The following is an 18,037-nucleotide window of genomic DNA, read 5'->3' as shown; positions in this document are numbered from 1 at the left end:
GCCCGCGCGGTCCGCCGAGGGCCCGAACCGCACCTGCGGTTCGGGCCCTCGCTTTCGCCCCGTGTCGCAGGGGGCCGGTGGTCACCGCGCCCCTGCGACAGCCGTCAGGACGTGGCGCTCGGTGTCTCGTCGGCCAGCGTCTCGGCGTACACGACGAGCCGCGACGGCAGGTCGGTCCGGCGCTTCACGTCGAGCTTGCGGTAGACCCGGGTCAGGTGCTGCTCGACAGTGCTCACCGTGATGAAGAGCTTGCTGGAGATCTGGCGGTTGGTGTGGCCGTGTGCGGCCAGCGCGGCAACGCGCCGCTCGGCGTCGCTCAGCCCGTCGTCCGGTTCCTGGAGTTCGGCGGCGGCCGGGTACGCCGGCAGTCCACTGCCCGGCTCCCGGCGGATCAGCCGCTGAGCCAGCACCGACGCCCCGCAGTCCTGCGCGAGCTGGTAGGCGCGGCGGACGAGCAGCCGGGCGCGGGCGGAGTCTCCGGCGCGCTGTAGCGTCTGACCGGTGTCGCCGAGGGCGCGGACGAGCTCCAACCGGTCGCCGCTGGACTGGAGCAGGTTGACCGCCTCGGAGAGCAGCTTGCGCCGGTGGTCCTGGGCGGCGGTGGTGGCGAGCAGGCGCAGCGTACGGCCCCGGGTCCGGTCGTCGACCCCGTGCGGCACCCGCAGTTGCTCCTGCAGGAGCTGCATGGCCTGCGTCTTGTTGCCGACGCTGAGCTGCACCCGGGCCAGCTCCAGCCGCCACGGCACCAGTCCGGCCGCGTCGATCCCCCACGTGCGCATCAGCTCGCCGCAGCGCCGCAGGTCGGTGGTGGCGGCGTGCGGCCGGCGTACGGCCAGGTGGTGCCGGCCGCGTGCGGCCAGGTAGTGCAGGCCCAACGGGGTGCGGAACATGCCGGGCGGGGTCGGGTGGGCCAGCCACCGGTCGGCCTCGGCGAACCGGCCCGACTCCGTCGCGGACGCGATCAGGGTAGACAGCGGTCCGGCGATCGCCACTCCCCAGGCGGGGGCTGGCATGTCCTCCAGGGCCGCGCCGGCGTGGTGCTCGGCACCGGGCAGATCGCCGACGCGCAGGGCCGCCTCCGCCCGGATCGCCCGGATCACCGCCCGCCAGCCCGGCGCGTGCTGAACCACCGGCCGGTCGAGCAGCACGTCGCCCCAGACCGTGGCCCGGTCCGACCGGCCGGCCCAGAGCAGCGCCAGCAGGGGCGCGGTCAGCAGGCCGAGGGCGCCGTCGTCCGTGTGGTGGCGCTGCAGGATCTGCTCGGCGGTCTGCACCGTGTCGTTGTCGGCGGTCGGCGTCAGCGCGGTGCCGAGCACCGTGACCGCCTGCAGGAGCGGGCTGACGGTGGTCGGTGCGCTGGCCGCGCGGCTCCAGGTGGCCGGGGTCTGCCGTACGCTCGCCAGGTGGTCCGGGTGGGAGAGGGAGACCAGAACTTGCATGATCCGCAGGCGGCCGGGCGGGGTGGCCGGAGCCTGCTCCTCGTCCGCCGAGAAGCCGCTGACGGCCTCGGCAGCCTCGTCGACGCGGCCCTGCCAGAGCAGGTACGGCACGGCGGAGAGGCTCGCATCGGTGGACCAGCCGGCGGCCCGCGCCGTCTGCACCAGTTCCGTCAGCTGCCCGTTCACCGTCAACGGGTTGAGCTGCCAGCGGGCATTCACCAGCATCTCGGTGGTGGCGGTGCGTTGCCGCTCGTCCACCGGCGCGCTGGCGAGCAGCCGCAGGCAGGCTGCCGCCACGTCGGGCCGGCCGGACGAGAGCGCGTGACCGGCGGCGTCCTGGAGCACCGGCACCCGCCAGCCGGCCACCGTCGCACCGGCGGCCACGAGGTGCTCGGCCACCACGCTCGCCTCGGCGCCGCGGTCGTGCAGCACCTCGGCGGCCCGCTGGTGCAGGCCGCGCCGCTCGTCGGCCGACATGTCAGCGAGGATCGAGTGCAGGATACGCGAGTGGCGTAGCTGGTCGGACTCCATCAGACCCGAGGTACGCAACACGCGCACCGCCGGGACAGTGGTCGCGGGCATCACGTCGAGGAGGTGGCCGAGCAGTTCGGTCGACGCGGGCCGGTCGAGCACGGCGAGCGCCTGGGCCACCCGGCGTACCCCGGGCTCGTGGCGGTAGAGGCACCCGAGCACGGCCTGGTCGAACGCGTCACCGACGGACGGAAGATCGTGGTCGCTGCCCTCGCCACCGGCCCGTTCGTCGAGCAGCGCCCGGGTGAGCAGTGGATTGCCTCCGGTGATCCGTACGTAGTGTTCCGCGGTCCTGCGGGTGTCGGCGTCGTCGACGGCGCCCTCGACCAGCCGGGCGACGGCGTCGACGGTCAGTGGTGGCAGGCCGATCCGGGAGAAGTGCGGCTGGCTGAGCAGCTCGGCGCGGAACAGCGGGTGCGGCGGGCGCAGCGTCGACGCCTCCGCGAACACGACCATGATCCGGGCGTGGCGCAACCGTCGGGTCACGTAGAGCAGGCAGTGCAGCGAGGCCGGGTCCGCGTGGTGCACGTCGTCGACGAGGAGGACCAGGGGCCCGTTGGCCGTCAGGTCGATCAGGGTGGTGAAGAGGCCGTGCAGCAGGGGTGCCCAGGCCCGGTCTCCGTCGGACGCCTCGCCGCCGACTTCGGGCAACGGCACCGCGGAGGTGGCGTCGCGCAGCAGCTTCTCGACGTGGGCGGCGGCCTCCGGGGCGAGTCGTGCACTGTGGAAAAGCTGCCCGACGACTCCCAGGTGGAGACCGCGCTCCGCCCGCGAGCCGGTCGCGCTCATCACCTGCCCGCGGGAGCCGGCCGTCCACTCGCCGAACGACTCCAGTAGGCTGGTCTTGCCGCTGCCCACGGCGCCGGTGACCAGCGCGACGTGTCCGCGCTGCTGCTCTTCGCACGCGTGGAACACGCGCCGCAGACGGGTGATCTGTTCCTCTTGCTGAACCAACACCTGCGCGTAAGCCCTCCTTGTACGCGGCGCGGGCCTGGAAACGCCGGTGCGGCCCGACACCGCCACCCCTGCCGGAGACAGCCGCCCCTCCGCCCGCGTCTCGACGGGTAGGGGTGGAGCGCGCCGGGCGGCTACGCCGGGTGGACCTGAAATCCTTCGTCGGACCGGTCTTCTCGCCGTACGGTCCGCGTGTCGAGGCGAGTCTGGCACCGGCATGATGGTGCGACAACGGGCGTGAGACCCCATCGTTTCGCACCCAAACCTGCGGCTCCAGAAGGCATCTAGGGGTTGCGCGATTCGGGGTGAGAGGTGTTGGAGCCGATCGGCCCGGGGGAGGCGACACGCCGGTGAGCGGCTGGCGTCGGGGCGTAGAGCTTGATGGTGCCACACTGCGACTCCCGGCGTGCGCCTGGCGGTACCCACAGTGGTGGTGAGCGAACTCTTCGCGACGGTCGGCGAGGGCGACGGTCGCGTGACGCCCGGCGGCTGTTCCGTGCGGAAGCCCGACCGGGATCAGCGCGGCCGAGGGCCGGACGGACGGCCGCCCGGGGGGTCCGTGCCCCGCGTCAGCGGATCCAGCACCGTCGTACCGGGGCGGTCGAACCGCAGCCGTCCGGCGAGTTCGCTGCGTGAGTTGACGTCCAGCTTCCGGTAGATGCGCGTCATTCGCTGTTCGATCGCGCTGACCGTCAGGAAGAACTTCTCGGCGATCTCACGATTGGTGTGACCCTGGGCGGCCAGGGTGGCCATCCTGGATTCGGTGTCCGTCAGGCCCTGGACCACGACCGCCGCACCCGTCCGGCTGCCGGTGGCACCGTCTCTGGTCGACAGGGCGCTGGGCCACAACGTCGGGATGCCGCACTCCTCCGCGAGAGCCCGGGCCGACCGGGTCGCGGCGCGGGCCTGCCGCCGGTCGCCGGCCTGCTCGTAAGCGTGACCGAGGTCGGCGAGGTTGTGCGCCAGTTCCATCCGGTCGCCGCACTGCCGCAGCAGCCGTACGGCGCTGCGCAGGTGCGGGATCCGTTCCTGTCCCTCCTCGGTCGCGGCCAGAACCCGCAGGGCCGCGGCCCGGTACCGGACATGGAGGGGGCGCAGCCGGGCCAACTCGTCGCGCACCAGCTTGCGCGCCTGCTGACGGCGGCCCATCCGGAGCAGCGCCCGAGCCGACTCGGTGCGCCACGGCACCAGGCCCGAGAAGTCCAGCTGCCACCGCTGCATCAGCTGCCCGCAGAGCTGGAAGTCGGCCAGCGCGGCCTCGGGGCTTCCCGCGGCGAGGGCGTGCGTCCCACGGGCGTGCAGGTAGTGCAGCCCGAGCGGGGTCTCGAAGATCGCCGGCGGCACCGGCACCTGAAGGCAGGCGGCCGCCGTGTCGAGCTGGTCCATGTAGGTCAGGGCCCGTATCCGGACGGCGAGAGGTATCCCGATCACCACCCCCCAGCCTTTCGGCGAGAGCTGCCCCAGTGCCTCGTCGGCCAGCTTGCCGGCGCGGGGGAGGTCGCCGAGCCGGCCGGCGACGGCGGCCCGCAGGGCGGTGAGCGTGGCCGAGGGGGTGGGGTGGTGCGGGGTGGTGAGGTGGCGGTCCAGCCGGTCGCACCAGTCGTCGGCCAGGTCGAGCTGGTCGGCGTAGATCATGGCGATGAGGGCGCAGATGACCCTCCACATGTGCGGTTCGTCGTCCGGCCCGGTGGTCGACAGTGTCCGCTCGGCCTTCTCGACCACGCCCGCGTCCCCCCGGGCCAGCACGCCGGACAGCAGGGTGACTCCGCTGAGCCCGTGCTTGACCCGGGCCAGCGTGAGCGGATCCCGCGCGGCCACGGCGGGCGCGGGCCGGTCGACCATGACCCCGGGATAGAGCGTCGAGATCCAGCCGGTGATGATGAGCAGCTCGGCCACGGACTGCGGATCGGCGGGATCCGACCGCTCGCTCAGGTGCCTGACCAGGTCGACGGCCTTGTCGATCTCACCGTGCCAGAGGAGGTACTGGATGGGACCGGCGGCCTGTTGGCTGCCGAGGTGCCCGGCCCGGATGGCGGTGGCGACGCTGACCAGGTGGGGGATCGTGGCCTGCGGGTCGAGTCGCCACTCGGCGCGCGCCAGCGCGGAGCGGATCCGCGCCCGCAGACACGCGCCGACGCCACTGCGGTGCGCCCGGCGCAGGTACCGCAGGGCGGTCTCCACCTCGCCGTCGAGCAGCGCCTGCTCGCCGGCGTCCAGCAGGGTCTGCGCCATCCAGGGTTCGGCCAGCTCGCCGATGTCCACCAGGTGCGGCGCGATCCGGGCCGGGGGCGCGCCGTCGTCGTGCAGCAGGCGGGCTGCTCCCAGATGCAGCCGTACGCGTTCCTCGGCGGTCATCCCGTCGATCACGGCCTGGGTCACCGCCGGGTGGCGCAACCCCTGTTCGTCGATCAGCCCCGCGCTGGTCGACTTGTCGACAGCGCCCAGCGCGGGGTGCAGCCGGGCGTCGACGAGATGCGGCAGCAGGCTGCCGTGCAGCGGCTCGCCGGTCACGGCGAGCACCCGGGCGGCGTTGAGCACCAGGCGGTCGCAGCGGTACAGGCAGCTCAGCACGGCCTCCCGGAACGACTCGCCGACCGCCGGGGCGTCGGCGGACCGTGGCGCGGCTGCCTGGTCATCGGCGAGCGCATGCACCAGGAGCGGATTCCCGCCGCTGATCCGGTGGCTCTCCTCGGCGATGCTGCGGGCGAGCGGGATGTCGAGCCGCTGGGCGAGCAGCTGGAACGTCCCCTCGGCGGTGAGCAGCGGCAGGCGGATGCGGTGCAGCTTCGCCGGTTGCAGCATCTCGGCGTGCACGTCCGCCTGCCACGGCCGGGTGCGTGGCGCCTCCGTCAGGACCATCAGCACGGGTAGGCCGGCGAGCCGCCGGGCCACGTAATCGAGACAGCGCAGCGACGGCACGTCCGCGTGGTGGATGTCGTCCACCACGATGACCAGCGGCCCCCGCGAGGTCAGTTCGAGCAGGGCGCGCCCGATGGCGGCGGTGAGCCGGGCGTTCTCCGCGTCCGCCGGATCGGCGTCGCTCCATGCGAGGGCGCCCGCGTCCAGCAGCCGGGCGAGGCGGGCCCGGATGTCGGGGGCGTCCGCGGCGCACGACGGCACCGCGCGGACGAGCTGCCGGACGACCTCCAGCGGTACGCTGCGCTCCGCGCGGGAGGCGCTCGCGCCGATGACCCGTGCTCCGGCGTCGCAGGCGCGCCGGGCGAAGGTCTGTGAGAGCGCGGTCTTGCCGGAGCCGACCGGGCCGGTCAGCACGGTCACCGGCCGGTCGGTCGGCGAGGTGCCGCCGCGGAGCAGGTCTGCGAGTCGGCGCTCCAGCAGGCCGAGCTGGCTTGAGCGCTCGGTCAGCTCCATCACCGCCCCCTCCGGGGGAGGGCCGCGTGCCCGGTGCGGCCCGACAGCTCGACCAGATTGGAGACCGGCAATTCTTGACCCATTCCGTTATCGGCAAGTATCGACTGGTGTCGAGCTTTGCCGGTGCGCCATCGACCGACTTGACCGGTTGGCTGCTGCGAGCCGCGTTCCCGTGTGCGTCGGCGATAATTCCCCAGCCCTCTCGGGGTCGACACTTCCTATCGACCTCCTTGATGGTGGGAGTATGGCAGTTGGGCAATTGGGCGGCAAGCCGAGTCGTGTAAAGGATGAGCAAACATGGGTTACTTGTCTCGGGGGATCCTGACCGGGGGTGGCGACGGAAAGTCGCCGGCTGGTCCCGTACCGTGACAGAGCGCTCCCATGAGCCGATGGTTCCGCTTATTCGGCCCGCCTGCTGATTGGCGAATGGGCATTTCCGTGCTAATCCGGCGTCCGGGCGTTGTCGGTCGCTCTCGCCGAGGTGTTCGATGCCGCCCGCGGTTGCGGCGTGCGGAGACGTCGAGCTGGGCCTCAGCGTCGTTGAACTCGGCGTTCGTGACCCCGCCCGTGCCGATCACGGCGCGGGCGGGCGTGGTGCCGGAAGCTGGCGTGGAGGTGTCGTCCGCCCCCGGGGTGGGGCTGTGGGGCTGGTCGGGTCTCCGGCAATTGCCGGAGACGCTCGATTGTTGCGATGTAAGGCATCGATGCCGGAACTGCGGTCGATGCCTGTCCGATCCTGCCGGCGGTCGAGGCTTGGTGTGCGTCGGCGGGTCACGATTCGGACGTTTGGGAGATTCTGCGATTATGTATGAAAAGGAATTATGCATCCGAGTGTCCTGTTGGTTGCGGAGGTCCGCGGTACCATTCGGCCTGAAGGCTGATCTCATGCGGCACGCGTCAATGCGATAAAGTCGTGACGGCGAGCTGCCGGGCATTGAGAAAGACGTTTTCCGATTGCTTTTCGCTCGCTGAGGACAAATGCGCTCTCTGCATTGTGCGCCGAGCCGCAGTGAGCGCTCGGGCCGGCCGTTGTGTCCGGACGGACGGGATCCGGTCCTGGCTGGCCAGTAGGCCCGGACAGGGGGATTCGGACTCGGCGGCTAGGGGTTGTGCCCGACGATAGCCCGGCCCTAATTTCGGGGCACCCGGTCTCCACCGTCTGGATAGCCGGACATGGGGCCGTGCAGGCCCGAGACCTGAAGGGTTCTGTGGCCGTCGTGATGTCCCAGCTGCCGCCGCGACTCGTTGCGGCCCCGCGCAGGGGATAGCGCAGATGACACTGCTGCCGGTGCTGCGTGGATTCGGTGCGGATCGGGCCGACACGGTCACGGTGGCCGGAAGAGCCCTCTCCAGCGAGGCCCTGCTGGGCTGCGTCACCGCCGTCGCTGATCGGATCAGGGGCGCGACCGCGGTCGCGGTCGACGGCACACCGACGCTGGAAGCGGTGGTCGGAATGCTCGGCGCCCTCCTCGCCGGGGCGCCGCTCGTACCGCTGCCTCCCGGCGCCGACGAACGCGAACGCCGCCGTATCCTGCGGCAGTCCGGAGCGACGGTGATCCTCGGCCGTGCCCCGTCCGGGGCCGACGGCCTGTCCACGGTCCCGGTCGACCTGCGAGAACACGCCTCGACGCGGCATCCCGAGCCCGCCCCGGGCAGCGACGCCGTCATCCTCTACACCGGTGGCGCATCAGGGCCGCCGCGAGGGGTGCGCATCTCGCGCCGCGCCATCGCCGCCGACCTCGACCTTCTGGCCCGTGCGTGGCACTGGAGCGAGGAGGACGTGGTCGTCCAGGGCACCCCGCTGTTCCGGGCGTACGGTCTGGTCGTCGGCCTGCTCGGCGCGCTGCGGGCCGGTAGCCGTTTCGTCCACCTCGACCACGCCGGCACCGGGCCGGTCGGCTCCGTGCACCTGGCGTCGCCCGACCAGTGGGCGAGGATAGCGCTGGACGGCCACCGGGCCCGGCCGCTGTCCGCGGCGCGGATCCTCGTTTCCGCGGACGGCCCGCTGGCCCGCGCCGTGGCCGAGCGGCTCCGACTGCTCACCTCGCACCGGCCGGTGCAGGCCTACGGCACCACCGAGACGCTCGTCGCGCTGACCGGGCGGGCCGGCGAGCGTACGGTTCCGGACGCTGTCGGCACCCCCCTGCCCGGCGTCGAGACGCGCGTGCTGGACCGCGAGGACCGGCCGGTGCCGGCCGACGGCCAGTCGGCGGGCGAGCTGAGCGTCTGCGGGCCGATGCTGTTCAGCGGGTACGTCGGCGGGCGGAGCCTCGCCGCCGGTCGCTGGCACGCCACCGGGGACCTGGCCAGCGTGGCTCCCGACGGCACGTACCGGATCATCGGGCGATGCGGGCTCGACGTGGTGCACAGCCGGGGCCGGCGGATGCCCGCCGGGCAGATCGAGGAGGCGTTGCTGAGCCACCCCGGCGTGCGCGACGCCGCCGTCGTCGGCACGCCGCACCACGCGCTCGGCGAGCAGGTCACCGCCTACGTCGTCGCCGAGGGGGTGACCGCGCAGGTGCTCATCGACCACGTCGGCCGGTACCTCTCGGCGGGCCAGCGCCCCCGGCGGGTGCACTTCGTCGACGAGCTGCCGCGCAGCGCCTTCGGGCGGATCAGGAAGTCCCTGCTGATCGCCGGCGGCTGAGACGGCCGGACAGCGGGCAGCGGTGACCCGCCCCCGCCACGGTCAGCCCTCCACCCAGCCGTGCCGCCGGGCCAGCTCCAGCATCCTCGTACGTACCGCCACGATCTGCGCTCCGGTCAGGTCCGGCACGGAGGTCACCAGCGCCTCGGTGGTCTCCGCGGAGAAGGCCCGCTCGGAGAGGACGTCGCACAGGCCCTCGTCGTCCTCCGCGCCGCCCGTGGCCTGCCCGCTGTCCCTGCTGCGCCCGCCGCCGACCGTGACGCCGGCCCGGGCGGACAGCCCCGCACCGGCCGTCGGGACGCGATCCGCACCCGGGGCGACGCCGGACACCCGCACGAGCACGGCCTTGGGCCCGCGCTCGGTCTCCACCGCGTCGTACTCGACCGGGACGCCGGGCGTCAGTGCCCACTTGTCGCCGTCGAGCATGTTCGCGTGCACGAACACGTCGTCGCTGCCGTCGTCCGGAGCGATGAACCCGTAGCCCCGCACCTCGTCGAACCGCACCACTTTGCCAGTAAGCATCGCCATTCCCGCGTCCATCCGCCCCAGATCCAGGTGCCCCCGCCCGCAGGACCGGGACGGCGCCCAGAGTGGCACCTGTCCCGTGCAGGCCGGCACCCGTACCCGACCCCTATGGTGCACCTATCGCCGAGGTCCGCCGCGGCGAGGGGTGCCGCAGCGCCTACCATCGGCCACCGTGATCGAGCAGATCCTGCCCCCCACCGTGGCGGTGTCCGAGTCCTTCACCGATCCCGCCGGCGTGACCCTGTTCCCCGAGGAGGAGGCGCTGGTGGCACGGTCGGTGGAGAAACGACGCCGGGAGTTCACCACCGTGCGGCACTGCGCCCGGCTGGCCCTCGGCGAGCTGGGCCTCGCCCCGGCGCCGATCGTCTCCGGCGCACGCGGTGCTCCGCTCTGGCCGGACGGCGTGGTCGGCAGTATGACGCACTGCGATGGCTACCGGGCGGCGGTCGTCGGCCGTACGGCGGCGTTCGCCAGCCTCGGAGTGGACGCCGAGCCGCACGCCCCGCTGCCCGACGGGGTGCTTGGAGCGATCGCCCTGCCGGCCGAACGATCGCGCACCGTCACGCTGGGCGCGGTCCGCCCCGCCGTCTGCTGGGACCGCCTGTTGTTCAGCGCCAAGGAGGCGGTGTACAAGGCGTGGTTCCCGCTCACCGGCAAGTGGCTGGACTTCTCCGAGGCGGACATCGTGTTCGACCCGGCCGGCACGTTCGAGGCCCGGCTGCTGGTGCCCGGTCCGGTGTTCGGCGGGGCCGAGGTGCGGGCGTTCGCGGGCAGGTTCCTGGTCGAGCGGGGGCTGGTGGTCACCGCGATCAGCATCCCGGCGGTCGCGTCCTAACCGTCTGCGCCGAGCCGCGTCTTCTGCACCTTGCCCAGGGCGTTGCGGGGCAGGGCGTCGACCAGGCGCACCTCGCGTGGTCGCTTGTGCGCCGAAAGGTGCCGGGCCACGAAGTCGATCAGCTCGGCCTCGCCCACCCCGTCGCCCACCACGTACGCGGTGACCTGCTGACCGAGGTCGGGGTGCGGCGTGCCCACCACGGCTGCCTCACGGACCCCCGGGTGCGTCAGCAGTGCGTCCTCCACCTCCCCGGCGCCGATCCGGTAGCCACCGCTCTTGATCAGGTCGGTCGACGCCCGGCCGACGATCCGGTGCCAGCCGTCCGGGTCGACGGTGGCGACGTCCCCGGTGCGGAACCAACCGTCCGGGGTACGGCTCGCCGCGTCGGCGTCCGGACGGTTGAGGTAGCCGTCGAACAGCGTGGGGCCGGTGACCTGAAGCTCGCCCATCGTCGCCCCGTCGGCCGGGAGCGGGGTGCCGTCGTCGCCGACCAGCCGCGTACGGACCCCGGGCAGCGCCAGTCCGACGGTGCCGGGCCGGCGTGGGCCGTCCGTCCGGGCGCTCACAGTGATCAGGGTCTCGGTCATCCCGTACCGCTCGACGACCCGGTGACCGGCGAGGGTGGCGAGGTCGGCGAAGACCGCCGCTGGCAGCGCCGCGCTGCCCGAGACCAGCAGCCGCGCCGGACGCAGCGCCCGGGCCGCGTCCGGGTCGGCCGCGATTCGGGACCACACCGTCGGCACCCCGAAGTACATCGTGCCGTTGGCGGCGGCGTACCGGTCGGGGCGGGGGCGGCCCACGTGGTGCAGCCGGCCGCCCAGCCGCAGTGGTCCGAGCACGCCGAGCACCAGCCCGTGCACGTGGAACAGCGGCAGGCCGTGCACCAGCAGGTCGTCCGGCGTCCATGCCCAGGCGTCGGCCAGCCCGTCGAGGCAGGCGGCGATCGCGCGGCGGGAGATCACGGCGCCCTTCGGGGCGCCGGTGGTGCCGCTGGTGTAGAGGATCACCGCGGTGCAGGCCGGATCCGGCTCGGGGTGGACGGTGTCCGACCGGCGGGTCAGGTCGACGGGTACGACGGGCCGGCCGGCGTCACCGACGGTGCGTTCCGCGCCGACCGGGGCCAGCAGCGCCGTCGCGCCCGAGTCGCGCAGGATGTGATCGCGCTCCATCGGCCCGGCGTCCGGCGGGATCGGCACGACCGCAACCCCGGCCGTCAGCGCGCCCACCACGCCGACCACGGTCTCCAGGGTGGCGGTGGCCTCGATCGCCACCCGGTCGACGCCGCGCAGCTCGTCGGCCACCGCCGTGGCAAGGCGGCGAAGCTCCACCCAGGACGCCGCCCGGCCGTCGACCCGGATCGCGTCCGGGTGCTCGTCGGTGCCCTTCGTCAGCCAGCCCAGCAGCGGCATGGTGCGATCCTCTCAGCGGCCCGGTCCGAGCCCTGCCGGGGGCCGCGACGCAGGTAGGGTCGTGGGGTACCGCCGGATCCGGGTGGGCGAGTGCGCCGCGCCGGTGGGCCGGGAGAACGGTCCTGACCGTAGTCGGGGGTCTCCGCGGCCTGCCACCCCTACCGGCCGTGGCGGTCGTGCGGGCGGGGAGGTGACATCGGTGGGCGCGAGGGCGACGGCGGCATCCGACGGTGTCCGGGCGGTGGTGTTCGACCTCGACGGGGTGCTGGTCGACAGCCTCGCCGTGGCCAGAGAGGCGTTCGCCCTCGCCTACGCCGAGGTGGTCGGCGACGGCATGGCCCCGGTCGAGGAGTACTGCCGCCACCCGGGCCGGTACCTGCCGGAGGTGCTGGAGCTGATGGGTCTGCCAGCGGCGCTCGCCGAGCCGTTCGTGCGGCAGAGCAACCGCCTTGCGCACCGGGTCAGCCCGGTCGTCGGCGCGGCGGAGCTGCTGCGCACCCTGCGTCGGCGGGGGATCGGGCTCGCCGTGGCCACCGGCCGCAGCGGCGTACGCGCCCGGGACCTGCTCGGCCGGCTCGACCTGTTGCCGCTCGTCGACCACGTGGTGGGCTCGGACGAGGTGCCCCGCCCGAAGCCCGCGCCCGATATCGTACGGCGGGCGCTGCACCTGCTCGGGGCCCGGCCGGAGGAGGCGCTGATGGTCGGCGACGCGCCCAGCGACCTGGCCAGCGCGCGGGCGGCCGGGGTGACGGCGGTGGCCGCGTTGTGGGGCGAGTCCGACGAGGAGACGCTGCGCACGGCCGGCCCGGACGTCGTTCTGACCCGGCTCGACGAGTTGCTGCCGCTCTGCCCGGCACGGCGGTGACGAGCCACACCGGATCCGTGGGCGAGAAGCCTCCCGGCGCCGCCGCCCGCCCGGACGGACGCCCGGACACCTGGCGTGACCGGGCGACACCCCTGTCGCCGGGCGGCACCCCTGTGGAGGATGGTTTCCCGCATCGATACCCCCGATTCGTCACCTGATCAGTTGATCGGCGCATCGGTTGCGCGGATGATGTCGGGCGTCGGTCGGCCCGGGTCCGGCCCGTTGCCGCGAACCGACGCCGCGATCAGCCGAGGGGTCGGCCTTCCCGACGGCGAACCGCACATGAAGGAGGACCACCCCAGATGCCGGTCATCGAGGTCGATCATCTGCAGAAGCGGTACGGCGAGAAGGTCGCGGTCGACGACGTTTCCTTCACCGTCGAGCAGGGCGAGATCTTCGGCGTCCTCGGCCCGAACGGCGCCGGCAAGACGACCACTGTCGAGTGCGTGCAGGGGTTGCGCCGTCCCGACGGCGGGACCGTCCGGGTGTTCGGGCTGGACCCGGTCCGCGACCGCACTGAGGTGCGCCAGCGCGTCGGCGCCCAGCTCCAGGAGAGCCAGCTGCCGGACAAGGTGCGGGTGCGGGAGGCGCTGGACCTGTACCGGTCCTTCTACCGCAACCGGGCCGACATCGACGAGCTGCTGACCGACCTCGGCCTGGCCGAGCAGCGCAACACCTACTTCCAGAAGCTCTCCGGCGGGCAGAAGCAGCGACTGTCGGTGGCCCTGGCGCTGGTGGGCAGGCCGGAGATCGCCATCCTCGACGAGCTGACCACGGGCCTCGACCCGCAGGGCCGCCGGGACACCTGGGATCTCGTCGAGCGGATTCGCGACCGCGGCGTCACCGTCGTGCTGGTCACCCACTTCATGGAGGAGGCGCAACGACTCTGTGACCGGATCGCGATCATCGACAAGGGGCGGATGGTGGCCATCGACAGCCCCGCTGGCCTGCTCGCCCGGGTCGGCAGCGAGCACCGGGTGCACTTCCGCCCGGCGGAGCCGGTCGAGGACGCCCTGCTGCTCGCCGCGCCCGACGTGACCGGGGTCAGTCGCTACGGGGCGGAGGTGACGGTGACCGGCACGAAGGACGTGCTCCAGTCGGTCCTGGCAGTGCTCAACGGGCGCGGGACGACCTACACGGACCTGCGGGTCGAGCAGCCCACCCTCGACGACGCCTTCGTCGCCCTGACCGGCCGTGGCGGCCGGGCCGCCGCGCAGTCCCCGACCGACGGGAGGTCGTCGTGAGCGCCCTGTCCAAGCTGATCGCCGTCGAGACGAAGCTGTTCCTCCGGGAGCCCGTGTCGTTGTTCTTCGTCTTCGCCCTGCCGATCGGCCTGATGCTCGTCTTCGGCCTGCCGCAGCGTGCCGGTACCGCCGCCGACACCGGCCAGCACGCCGAGCAGACGTTCCTGCCGTCGCTCGCGCTGGCTCTCACCATCGGCATGCTCGCGCTCTTCACCCTGCCGATGGCGCTGGGCATCTACCGGGAACGCCGGATCCTGCGCCGTCTGGCGACCACCCCGGTGCAGCCCGCGCTGCTGCTGGTCGCCCAGGTCGTGGTCAACCTCGTCATGGGCGTGCTCGGTGCGGTGGTCACCTCGATCGCCGTGCGGTTCCTGCTGGACCAGCCGGCGCCGGCCAACATTCCCGGGTTCGTGCTGGCCTTCCTCCTCGGGGTCGCGTGCCTGTTCGCCGTCGGCCTGCTGATCGCGGCGCTGGCGCCGTCGGCCAGGGCGGCACAGTCGATCGGCCCCGCGCTGTTCTTCCCGCTGCTCTTCCTGGCCGGCGCCTGGCTGCCCCGCGACCGGATGCCGGGTGCCTTGGCGGCCGTGGCCGACTACTCGCCGCTCGGCGCGACTGTCGACACCATCGGCGCTGCGTGGGCGGGGGCCGACCCCGAACTGCCGCAGCTGATCGCCCTGGCCGTCACGGCCGCCGTCGCCGCTCTGGGGGCGACGCGGTTCTTCCGCTGGGAGTGAGCCCGCCTCCCGAGCGGGCTGGTCCGGGCATCGTCGCTGCCCAGGGCCGTTTCTAGGGGTGCGCTAAGGGTGCTCACGAAATGTGATCTGCACTACGTTCGGTGCTGAACGGGTGGCCGCTCACCGGACAAGGACGTTCGACCGCGGAGCGTCCGTTCACCCGGCAACGGGTGTCGTTGGACCTGTGTGGACCGAACCGCGTCGCCCCTGCGGCGGCTCGTGGGGTGTGCGGAATGCGACGGAGGTCGTGCCATGAAGGACGTTTCGCAAGCTGATCCGGTCGCCCGGGACGCCGCCGGCGTCATCGATGTCGTCCTGGAGGGCGGCCCGGCCGGCCTGCCGGCCGATCTGCGCAGCCGTCGGGTGTCCAGGGCCGAGATGAAGATCAAGATCCTGTACTACGGCGGGTACGAGCACTTCGAGCGGGGCACCGCCGCCACGGCGGTCGAGCCGGTGGTCTTCCGCTGGACCGGCCGGACCCGGATCGCCGAGTAGCGAAGGGACGGCAGCAGTCTCATGCGGGCACAGGACAAGCGGACGGGACCGCACCTGACGGTCAGCGACACGAGCGAGGCGATCGCCTTCTACACGGACGTCTTCGACGCCGTGGCCATCCAACGGGAGTGCCTGCTCGACGGGCATGTCGTGCACGCGGAACTGGCCGTCGGCGGTCATCGCCTGATCGTGAGCGAGTGGTGGGAGGCGGGCGACCCGTCGGTGGCCGCGAACCGTGACGAGGTGTTGACCATCGAGCGGACGGACCCCGAGTCGGTGCTGCGGCGGGCGGTGGCCGCGGGCGCCCATGTCGAGCCGCCGGCTGCCCCGTCGCACCAGGTCACGTTGCGCGACCCTGCCGGCCTCTGCTGGACCGTCGTCGGCCCGCAGCGGACGGGGTAGGGCGAGTCCCGGCGGACCCGGGACACGCCGCGGGAACCCGTGCGTACGGCGCGGGTTCCCGCCCGTCCGGCGGGACGTCGCCGGAGTCCGCGCGGTGCGCGGCACCTGGGCGCTCCTCCGGTCTCCTGGTCAGCCGCAGACCTCGGCTTTGTCGGCTGGGTCGGCGTCGCGGAGCACGGTGGTGATGTCGCCGAGCGCGGTTACCAGGGCCGTGATCTCTCCTTGGCTCATCCGGCGCGGGGTGGTGCGGAGTTCGGCTTCCGCGCGGGTGCGGTCGGCCTGGGTCTGCGCGATCCAGGCGGTGACCACAGCTCGTTGTGGGCGGATGGTTGAGGGGTTCGGCGTCGGCCATCGCCGTGATCGTCTGTGCGATGCGGTGGGGCGCGACGGCAGAGGCCAGCCAGGTGTCGAGTGGGTCGGTGAGGGCGGTCCCCCCCGCTTGGGAAGGATCGAGACGGCAGGAACGAAGCCGTATCCGCGGGAGTCGCGGGAGCGGGCGGTGCGGATGGTCGCGCGGTTGGCCTTGGACGTGTAGGCGCGGTCCGCGAGGGCTTGCTGCGGGCGGGTCCGGGGGCCGGCCGGGTCCGCAGCGGGTGACGCGGATGCGGTCGAGGACCGTGGTGAACTGCGGGCTGTGACCGCCGTGCCCGGCCGTGACGACGGTGGCCAGGACCGTGCGACCCTGCTCGCAGGCGAGGTGGGTCTTGCTGGTCCACCCGCCCCCGCGAACGGCCCAGCGCATGATCGGCAGGCTCGGCATGGATCCCGCCCGGTGGTTCTTTCTCCCGGTGCCCGTCACGACGCGCCCCGGCGGCGGCTTGCAGCCCAGCCAGGATCCGGGCCCACGTGCCATCACGCTGCCACGGCGGAACCATCGATACAGCGTCGGCTACGGGGCGTCGTTGGCGGCGGGTCGTCGGGTCGGCTGGGCGCGATAGCCGCTCGCCTCGAGCTCTCGCCCGATATACGACCGGGCGGCGGTGTGCCGCGCACAGGAACCTGAGCGAGAATGGGTCGGTTCGAACTCTGCGCAACCCTGGAAGGACCCTCCCTTGGCCGGTGGACTCGTAGCCCTGCTGGATGACGTGGCGGTGCTGGCCCGAGCCGCTGCCGCGTCGATCGATGACATCGGGGCCGGCGCCGCGAAGGCCGGCGTCAAGGCTGCGGGCGTCGTCGTCGACGATGCTGCCGTCACGCCGCAGTACGTACGGAGCCTGGCGGCCGAGCGTGAGTTGCCGATCATCAAGCGCATTGCCCTGGGGTCGCTGCGCAACAAGTTCTTCATCATCCTGCCGGCAGTGCTGCTGCTCAGTCAGTTCGTGCCCTGGCTGCTCACTCCGATCCTCATGCTCGGCGGCGCCTACCTCTGTTACGAAGGCGCGGAGAAGGTGTGGGCCAAGATCGCCCATCACGATGCCCACGGCGCGGGCGAGGAAAAGGTGCAGGACGAGACGACACTGGTGTCCGGGGCGGTACGAACCGACCTGATCCTCTCGGCGGAGATCATGGTCATCACCCTCAACGAGGTGATCGACGAGGCGTTCTGGTCCCGCCTGGCGATCCTGGCTGTCGTCGCCGTCGTCATAACCGTTCTGGTGTACGGCGTGGTCGCCCTGATCGTGAAGATGGACGACGCCGGGCTGCACCTGTCGCAACGTTCCGGCGCCGTCGCCACGTTCGGTCGCGGCCTGGTGAGGGCGATGCCGGTAGTCCTCACCGTGCTGACGGTAGTCGGCACCGCGGCGATGCTGTGGGTGGGCGGGCACATCCTGCTGCTAGGCACGAACGAACTCAACCTGCACTTCCTGTACGAGGCCGTGCACCACGTGGAGGTCGCCGCCCACGACGCCACGGGTGTTCTCGGCGGGCTCGTCGGCTGGCTCGTCAACACGGTGGCCAGCGCGATCCTCGGGCTGATCGTCGGAGCGCTGGTCGTGCTGGTCATGACTTTCACGCTCCACCGCCGCAGATCCAAGCCTGCGGCTGCGACTGCGGCGGCCACGACTCGTACTGACGGCATCATCCCCGCGCCGCCGAGCCGTGCAGCTCAGCGTCGCGACGCTCCTGCGGACCGAGCGCCGCGCGGTTGACCGCAAGATCATCGCAAACCCGACCACGGGGCCAGGCGCTCTGGTGCTGAGCCGCCTTGGCACTCCAGCCGCACCTGGTGGAGTCAGACTCTTCGCTGGTGGTGAGCCCGTCTTGGCGCGGTATTGGTGTCGTCGCCGCCATCGTGACCCAACGACTCAAAGACCGCGACCTCGGCCGCGTCCCCGCAGCCACAACGACCAACGACTCAAGGTCAACCAAACCAAGGTGGTCCAGTTTCAGCCGGACCACGGTGGTCCCGTTCGGGGCGGCGTTGACAGGAGTCCACCGGCCGTACCGTCCGTCGCTGGAACCGAGCGTGGCCGCGGTCGGGGGCGGTGTCGGTCACCTTGGCGGAGGCTCCCCACAGCTCAGTCGACAGACCGAGGCGGTACCCGACCTGGAGCCGGACTGCCCCTTCTGTCCTTAGGGTGGTGGGAGCCGCCCCCGCAGCGGGCCGGCCGTCCGTCCTCGTTCACGCCACGGGAGTGACACCA

Annotated in this window: 13 protein-coding genes and 1 pseudogene; 8 read left to right on the top strand and 6 right to left on the bottom strand. The window is 72.6% G+C overall.

Going from position 1 to position 18,037, the window contains the following annotated elements; all coding sequences use genetic code 11:
- Positions 1–104 precede the first annotated feature (104 nt).
- Positions 105–2,927 carry a helix-turn-helix transcriptional regulator gene (locus ACPCK6_RS15795; protein ID WP_423481472.1) on the bottom strand — a complete coding sequence of 941 codons (2,823 nt, stop codon included), beginning with the start codon at positions 2,925–2,927 and terminating at the stop codon, positions 105–107.
- A gap of 513 nt (positions 2,928–3,440) precedes the next feature.
- Positions 3,441–6,296, bottom strand: coding sequence for a helix-turn-helix transcriptional regulator (locus ACPCK6_RS15790; RefSeq protein WP_423481471.1), 2,856 nt, complete (start codon positions 6,294–6,296; stop codon positions 3,441–3,443).
- Between the two features lie 1,273 nt (positions 6,297–7,569).
- On the opposite strand from ACPCK6_RS15790, the gene ACPCK6_RS15785 reads away from it, so the two are divergent.
- On the top strand, positions 7,570–8,943 hold the full coding sequence (locus ACPCK6_RS15785) for an AMP-binding protein (RefSeq protein WP_396883420.1): 1,374 nt from the start codon (positions 7,570–7,572) through the stop codon (positions 8,941–8,943).
- Between the two features lie 42 nt (positions 8,944–8,985).
- On the opposite strand, the gene ACPCK6_RS15780 is transcribed toward ACPCK6_RS15785, so the two are convergent.
- Positions 8,986–9,483: a cold-shock protein gene (locus ACPCK6_RS15780; protein WP_396883421.1), complete on the bottom strand. Its 498-nt coding sequence runs from the start codon at positions 9,481–9,483 to the stop codon at positions 8,986–8,988.
- A 157-nt stretch (positions 9,484–9,640) separates the two neighbouring features.
- Here ACPCK6_RS15780 and ACPCK6_RS15775 point away from each other — a divergent pair, with 157 nt between their 5' ends.
- Positions 9,641–10,303, top strand: coding sequence for a 4'-phosphopantetheinyl transferase family protein (locus ACPCK6_RS15775; protein WP_396883422.1), 663 nt, complete (start codon positions 9,641–9,643; stop codon positions 10,301–10,303).
- Here ACPCK6_RS15775 and ACPCK6_RS15770 read toward each other — a convergent pair.
- Positions 10,300–11,712, bottom strand: coding sequence for an acyl-CoA synthetase (locus ACPCK6_RS15770; RefSeq protein ID WP_423481470.1), 1,413 nt, complete (start codon positions 11,710–11,712; stop codon positions 10,300–10,302). The genes ACPCK6_RS15775 and ACPCK6_RS15770 overlap by 4 nt on opposite strands.
- A gap of 199 nt (positions 11,713–11,911) precedes the next feature.
- On the opposite strand from ACPCK6_RS15770, the gene ACPCK6_RS15765 reads away from it, so the two are divergent.
- From ACPCK6_RS15765 to ACPCK6_RS15745, 5 genes are all read left to right on the top strand, one after another.
- The gene (locus ACPCK6_RS15765) at positions 11,912–12,577 is read left to right on the top strand and encodes an HAD-IA family hydrolase (RefSeq protein ID WP_423481469.1); all 666 of its coding nucleotides are present in this window, start codon (positions 11,912–11,914) and stop codon (positions 12,575–12,577) included.
- A gap of 302 nt (positions 12,578–12,879) precedes the next feature.
- Positions 12,880–13,821 carry an ABC transporter ATP-binding protein gene (locus ACPCK6_RS15760; RefSeq protein ID WP_043322824.1) on the top strand — a complete coding sequence of 314 codons (942 nt, stop codon included), beginning with the start codon at positions 12,880–12,882 and terminating at the stop codon, positions 13,819–13,821.
- Positions 13,818–14,555 carry an ABC transporter permease gene (locus ACPCK6_RS15755; RefSeq protein ID WP_396883426.1) on the top strand — a complete coding sequence of 246 codons (738 nt, stop codon included), beginning with the start codon at positions 13,818–13,820 and terminating at the stop codon, positions 14,553–14,555. The genes ACPCK6_RS15760 and ACPCK6_RS15755 overlap by 4 nt, the downstream gene beginning before the upstream one ends.
- Positions 14,556–14,807: 252 nt before the next feature.
- Entirely contained in the window at positions 14,808–15,050 is a 243-nt protein-coding gene (locus ACPCK6_RS15750; RefSeq protein ID WP_423481468.1) for a DUF5988 family protein, read from the top strand.
- A gap of 21 nt (positions 15,051–15,071) precedes the next feature.
- Positions 15,072–15,452 (top strand): VOC family protein, encoded by a 381-nt coding sequence (locus ACPCK6_RS15745; RefSeq protein WP_318333585.1) that lies wholly within the window; start codon positions 15,072–15,074, stop codon positions 15,450–15,452.
- Positions 15,453–15,581: 129 nt separating this feature from the next.
- Here ACPCK6_RS15745 and ACPCK6_RS15740 read toward each other — a convergent pair whose 3' ends face one another.
- A complete protein-coding gene (locus tag ACPCK6_RS15740; protein ID WP_423481478.1) occupies positions 15,582–15,761 on the bottom strand; it encodes a hypothetical protein in 180 nt (59 codons plus the stop codon).
- A gap of 192 nt (positions 15,762–15,953) precedes the next feature.
- Positions 15,954–16,315 (bottom strand): annotated as a pseudogene (locus tag ACPCK6_RS15735) (transposase); the annotation flags it as partial.
- 189 nt (positions 16,316–16,504) lie between these two features.
- Between ACPCK6_RS15735 and ACPCK6_RS15730 the strand changes: the two are divergent.
- Positions 16,505–17,542, top strand: coding sequence for a DUF808 domain-containing protein (locus ACPCK6_RS15730; RefSeq protein ID WP_423481467.1), 1,038 nt, complete (start codon positions 16,505–16,507; stop codon positions 17,540–17,542).
- Positions 17,543–18,037 lie beyond the last annotated feature (495 nt).

The sequence above is a fragment of the Micromonospora sp. AB353 genome, from assembly GCF_049538395.1.
GTDB classification, from domain to species: Bacteria; Actinomycetota; Actinomycetes; order Mycobacteriales; family Micromonosporaceae; genus Micromonospora; species Micromonospora aurantiaca.
This window is presented reverse-complemented; position numbering and strand designations above follow the sequence as displayed.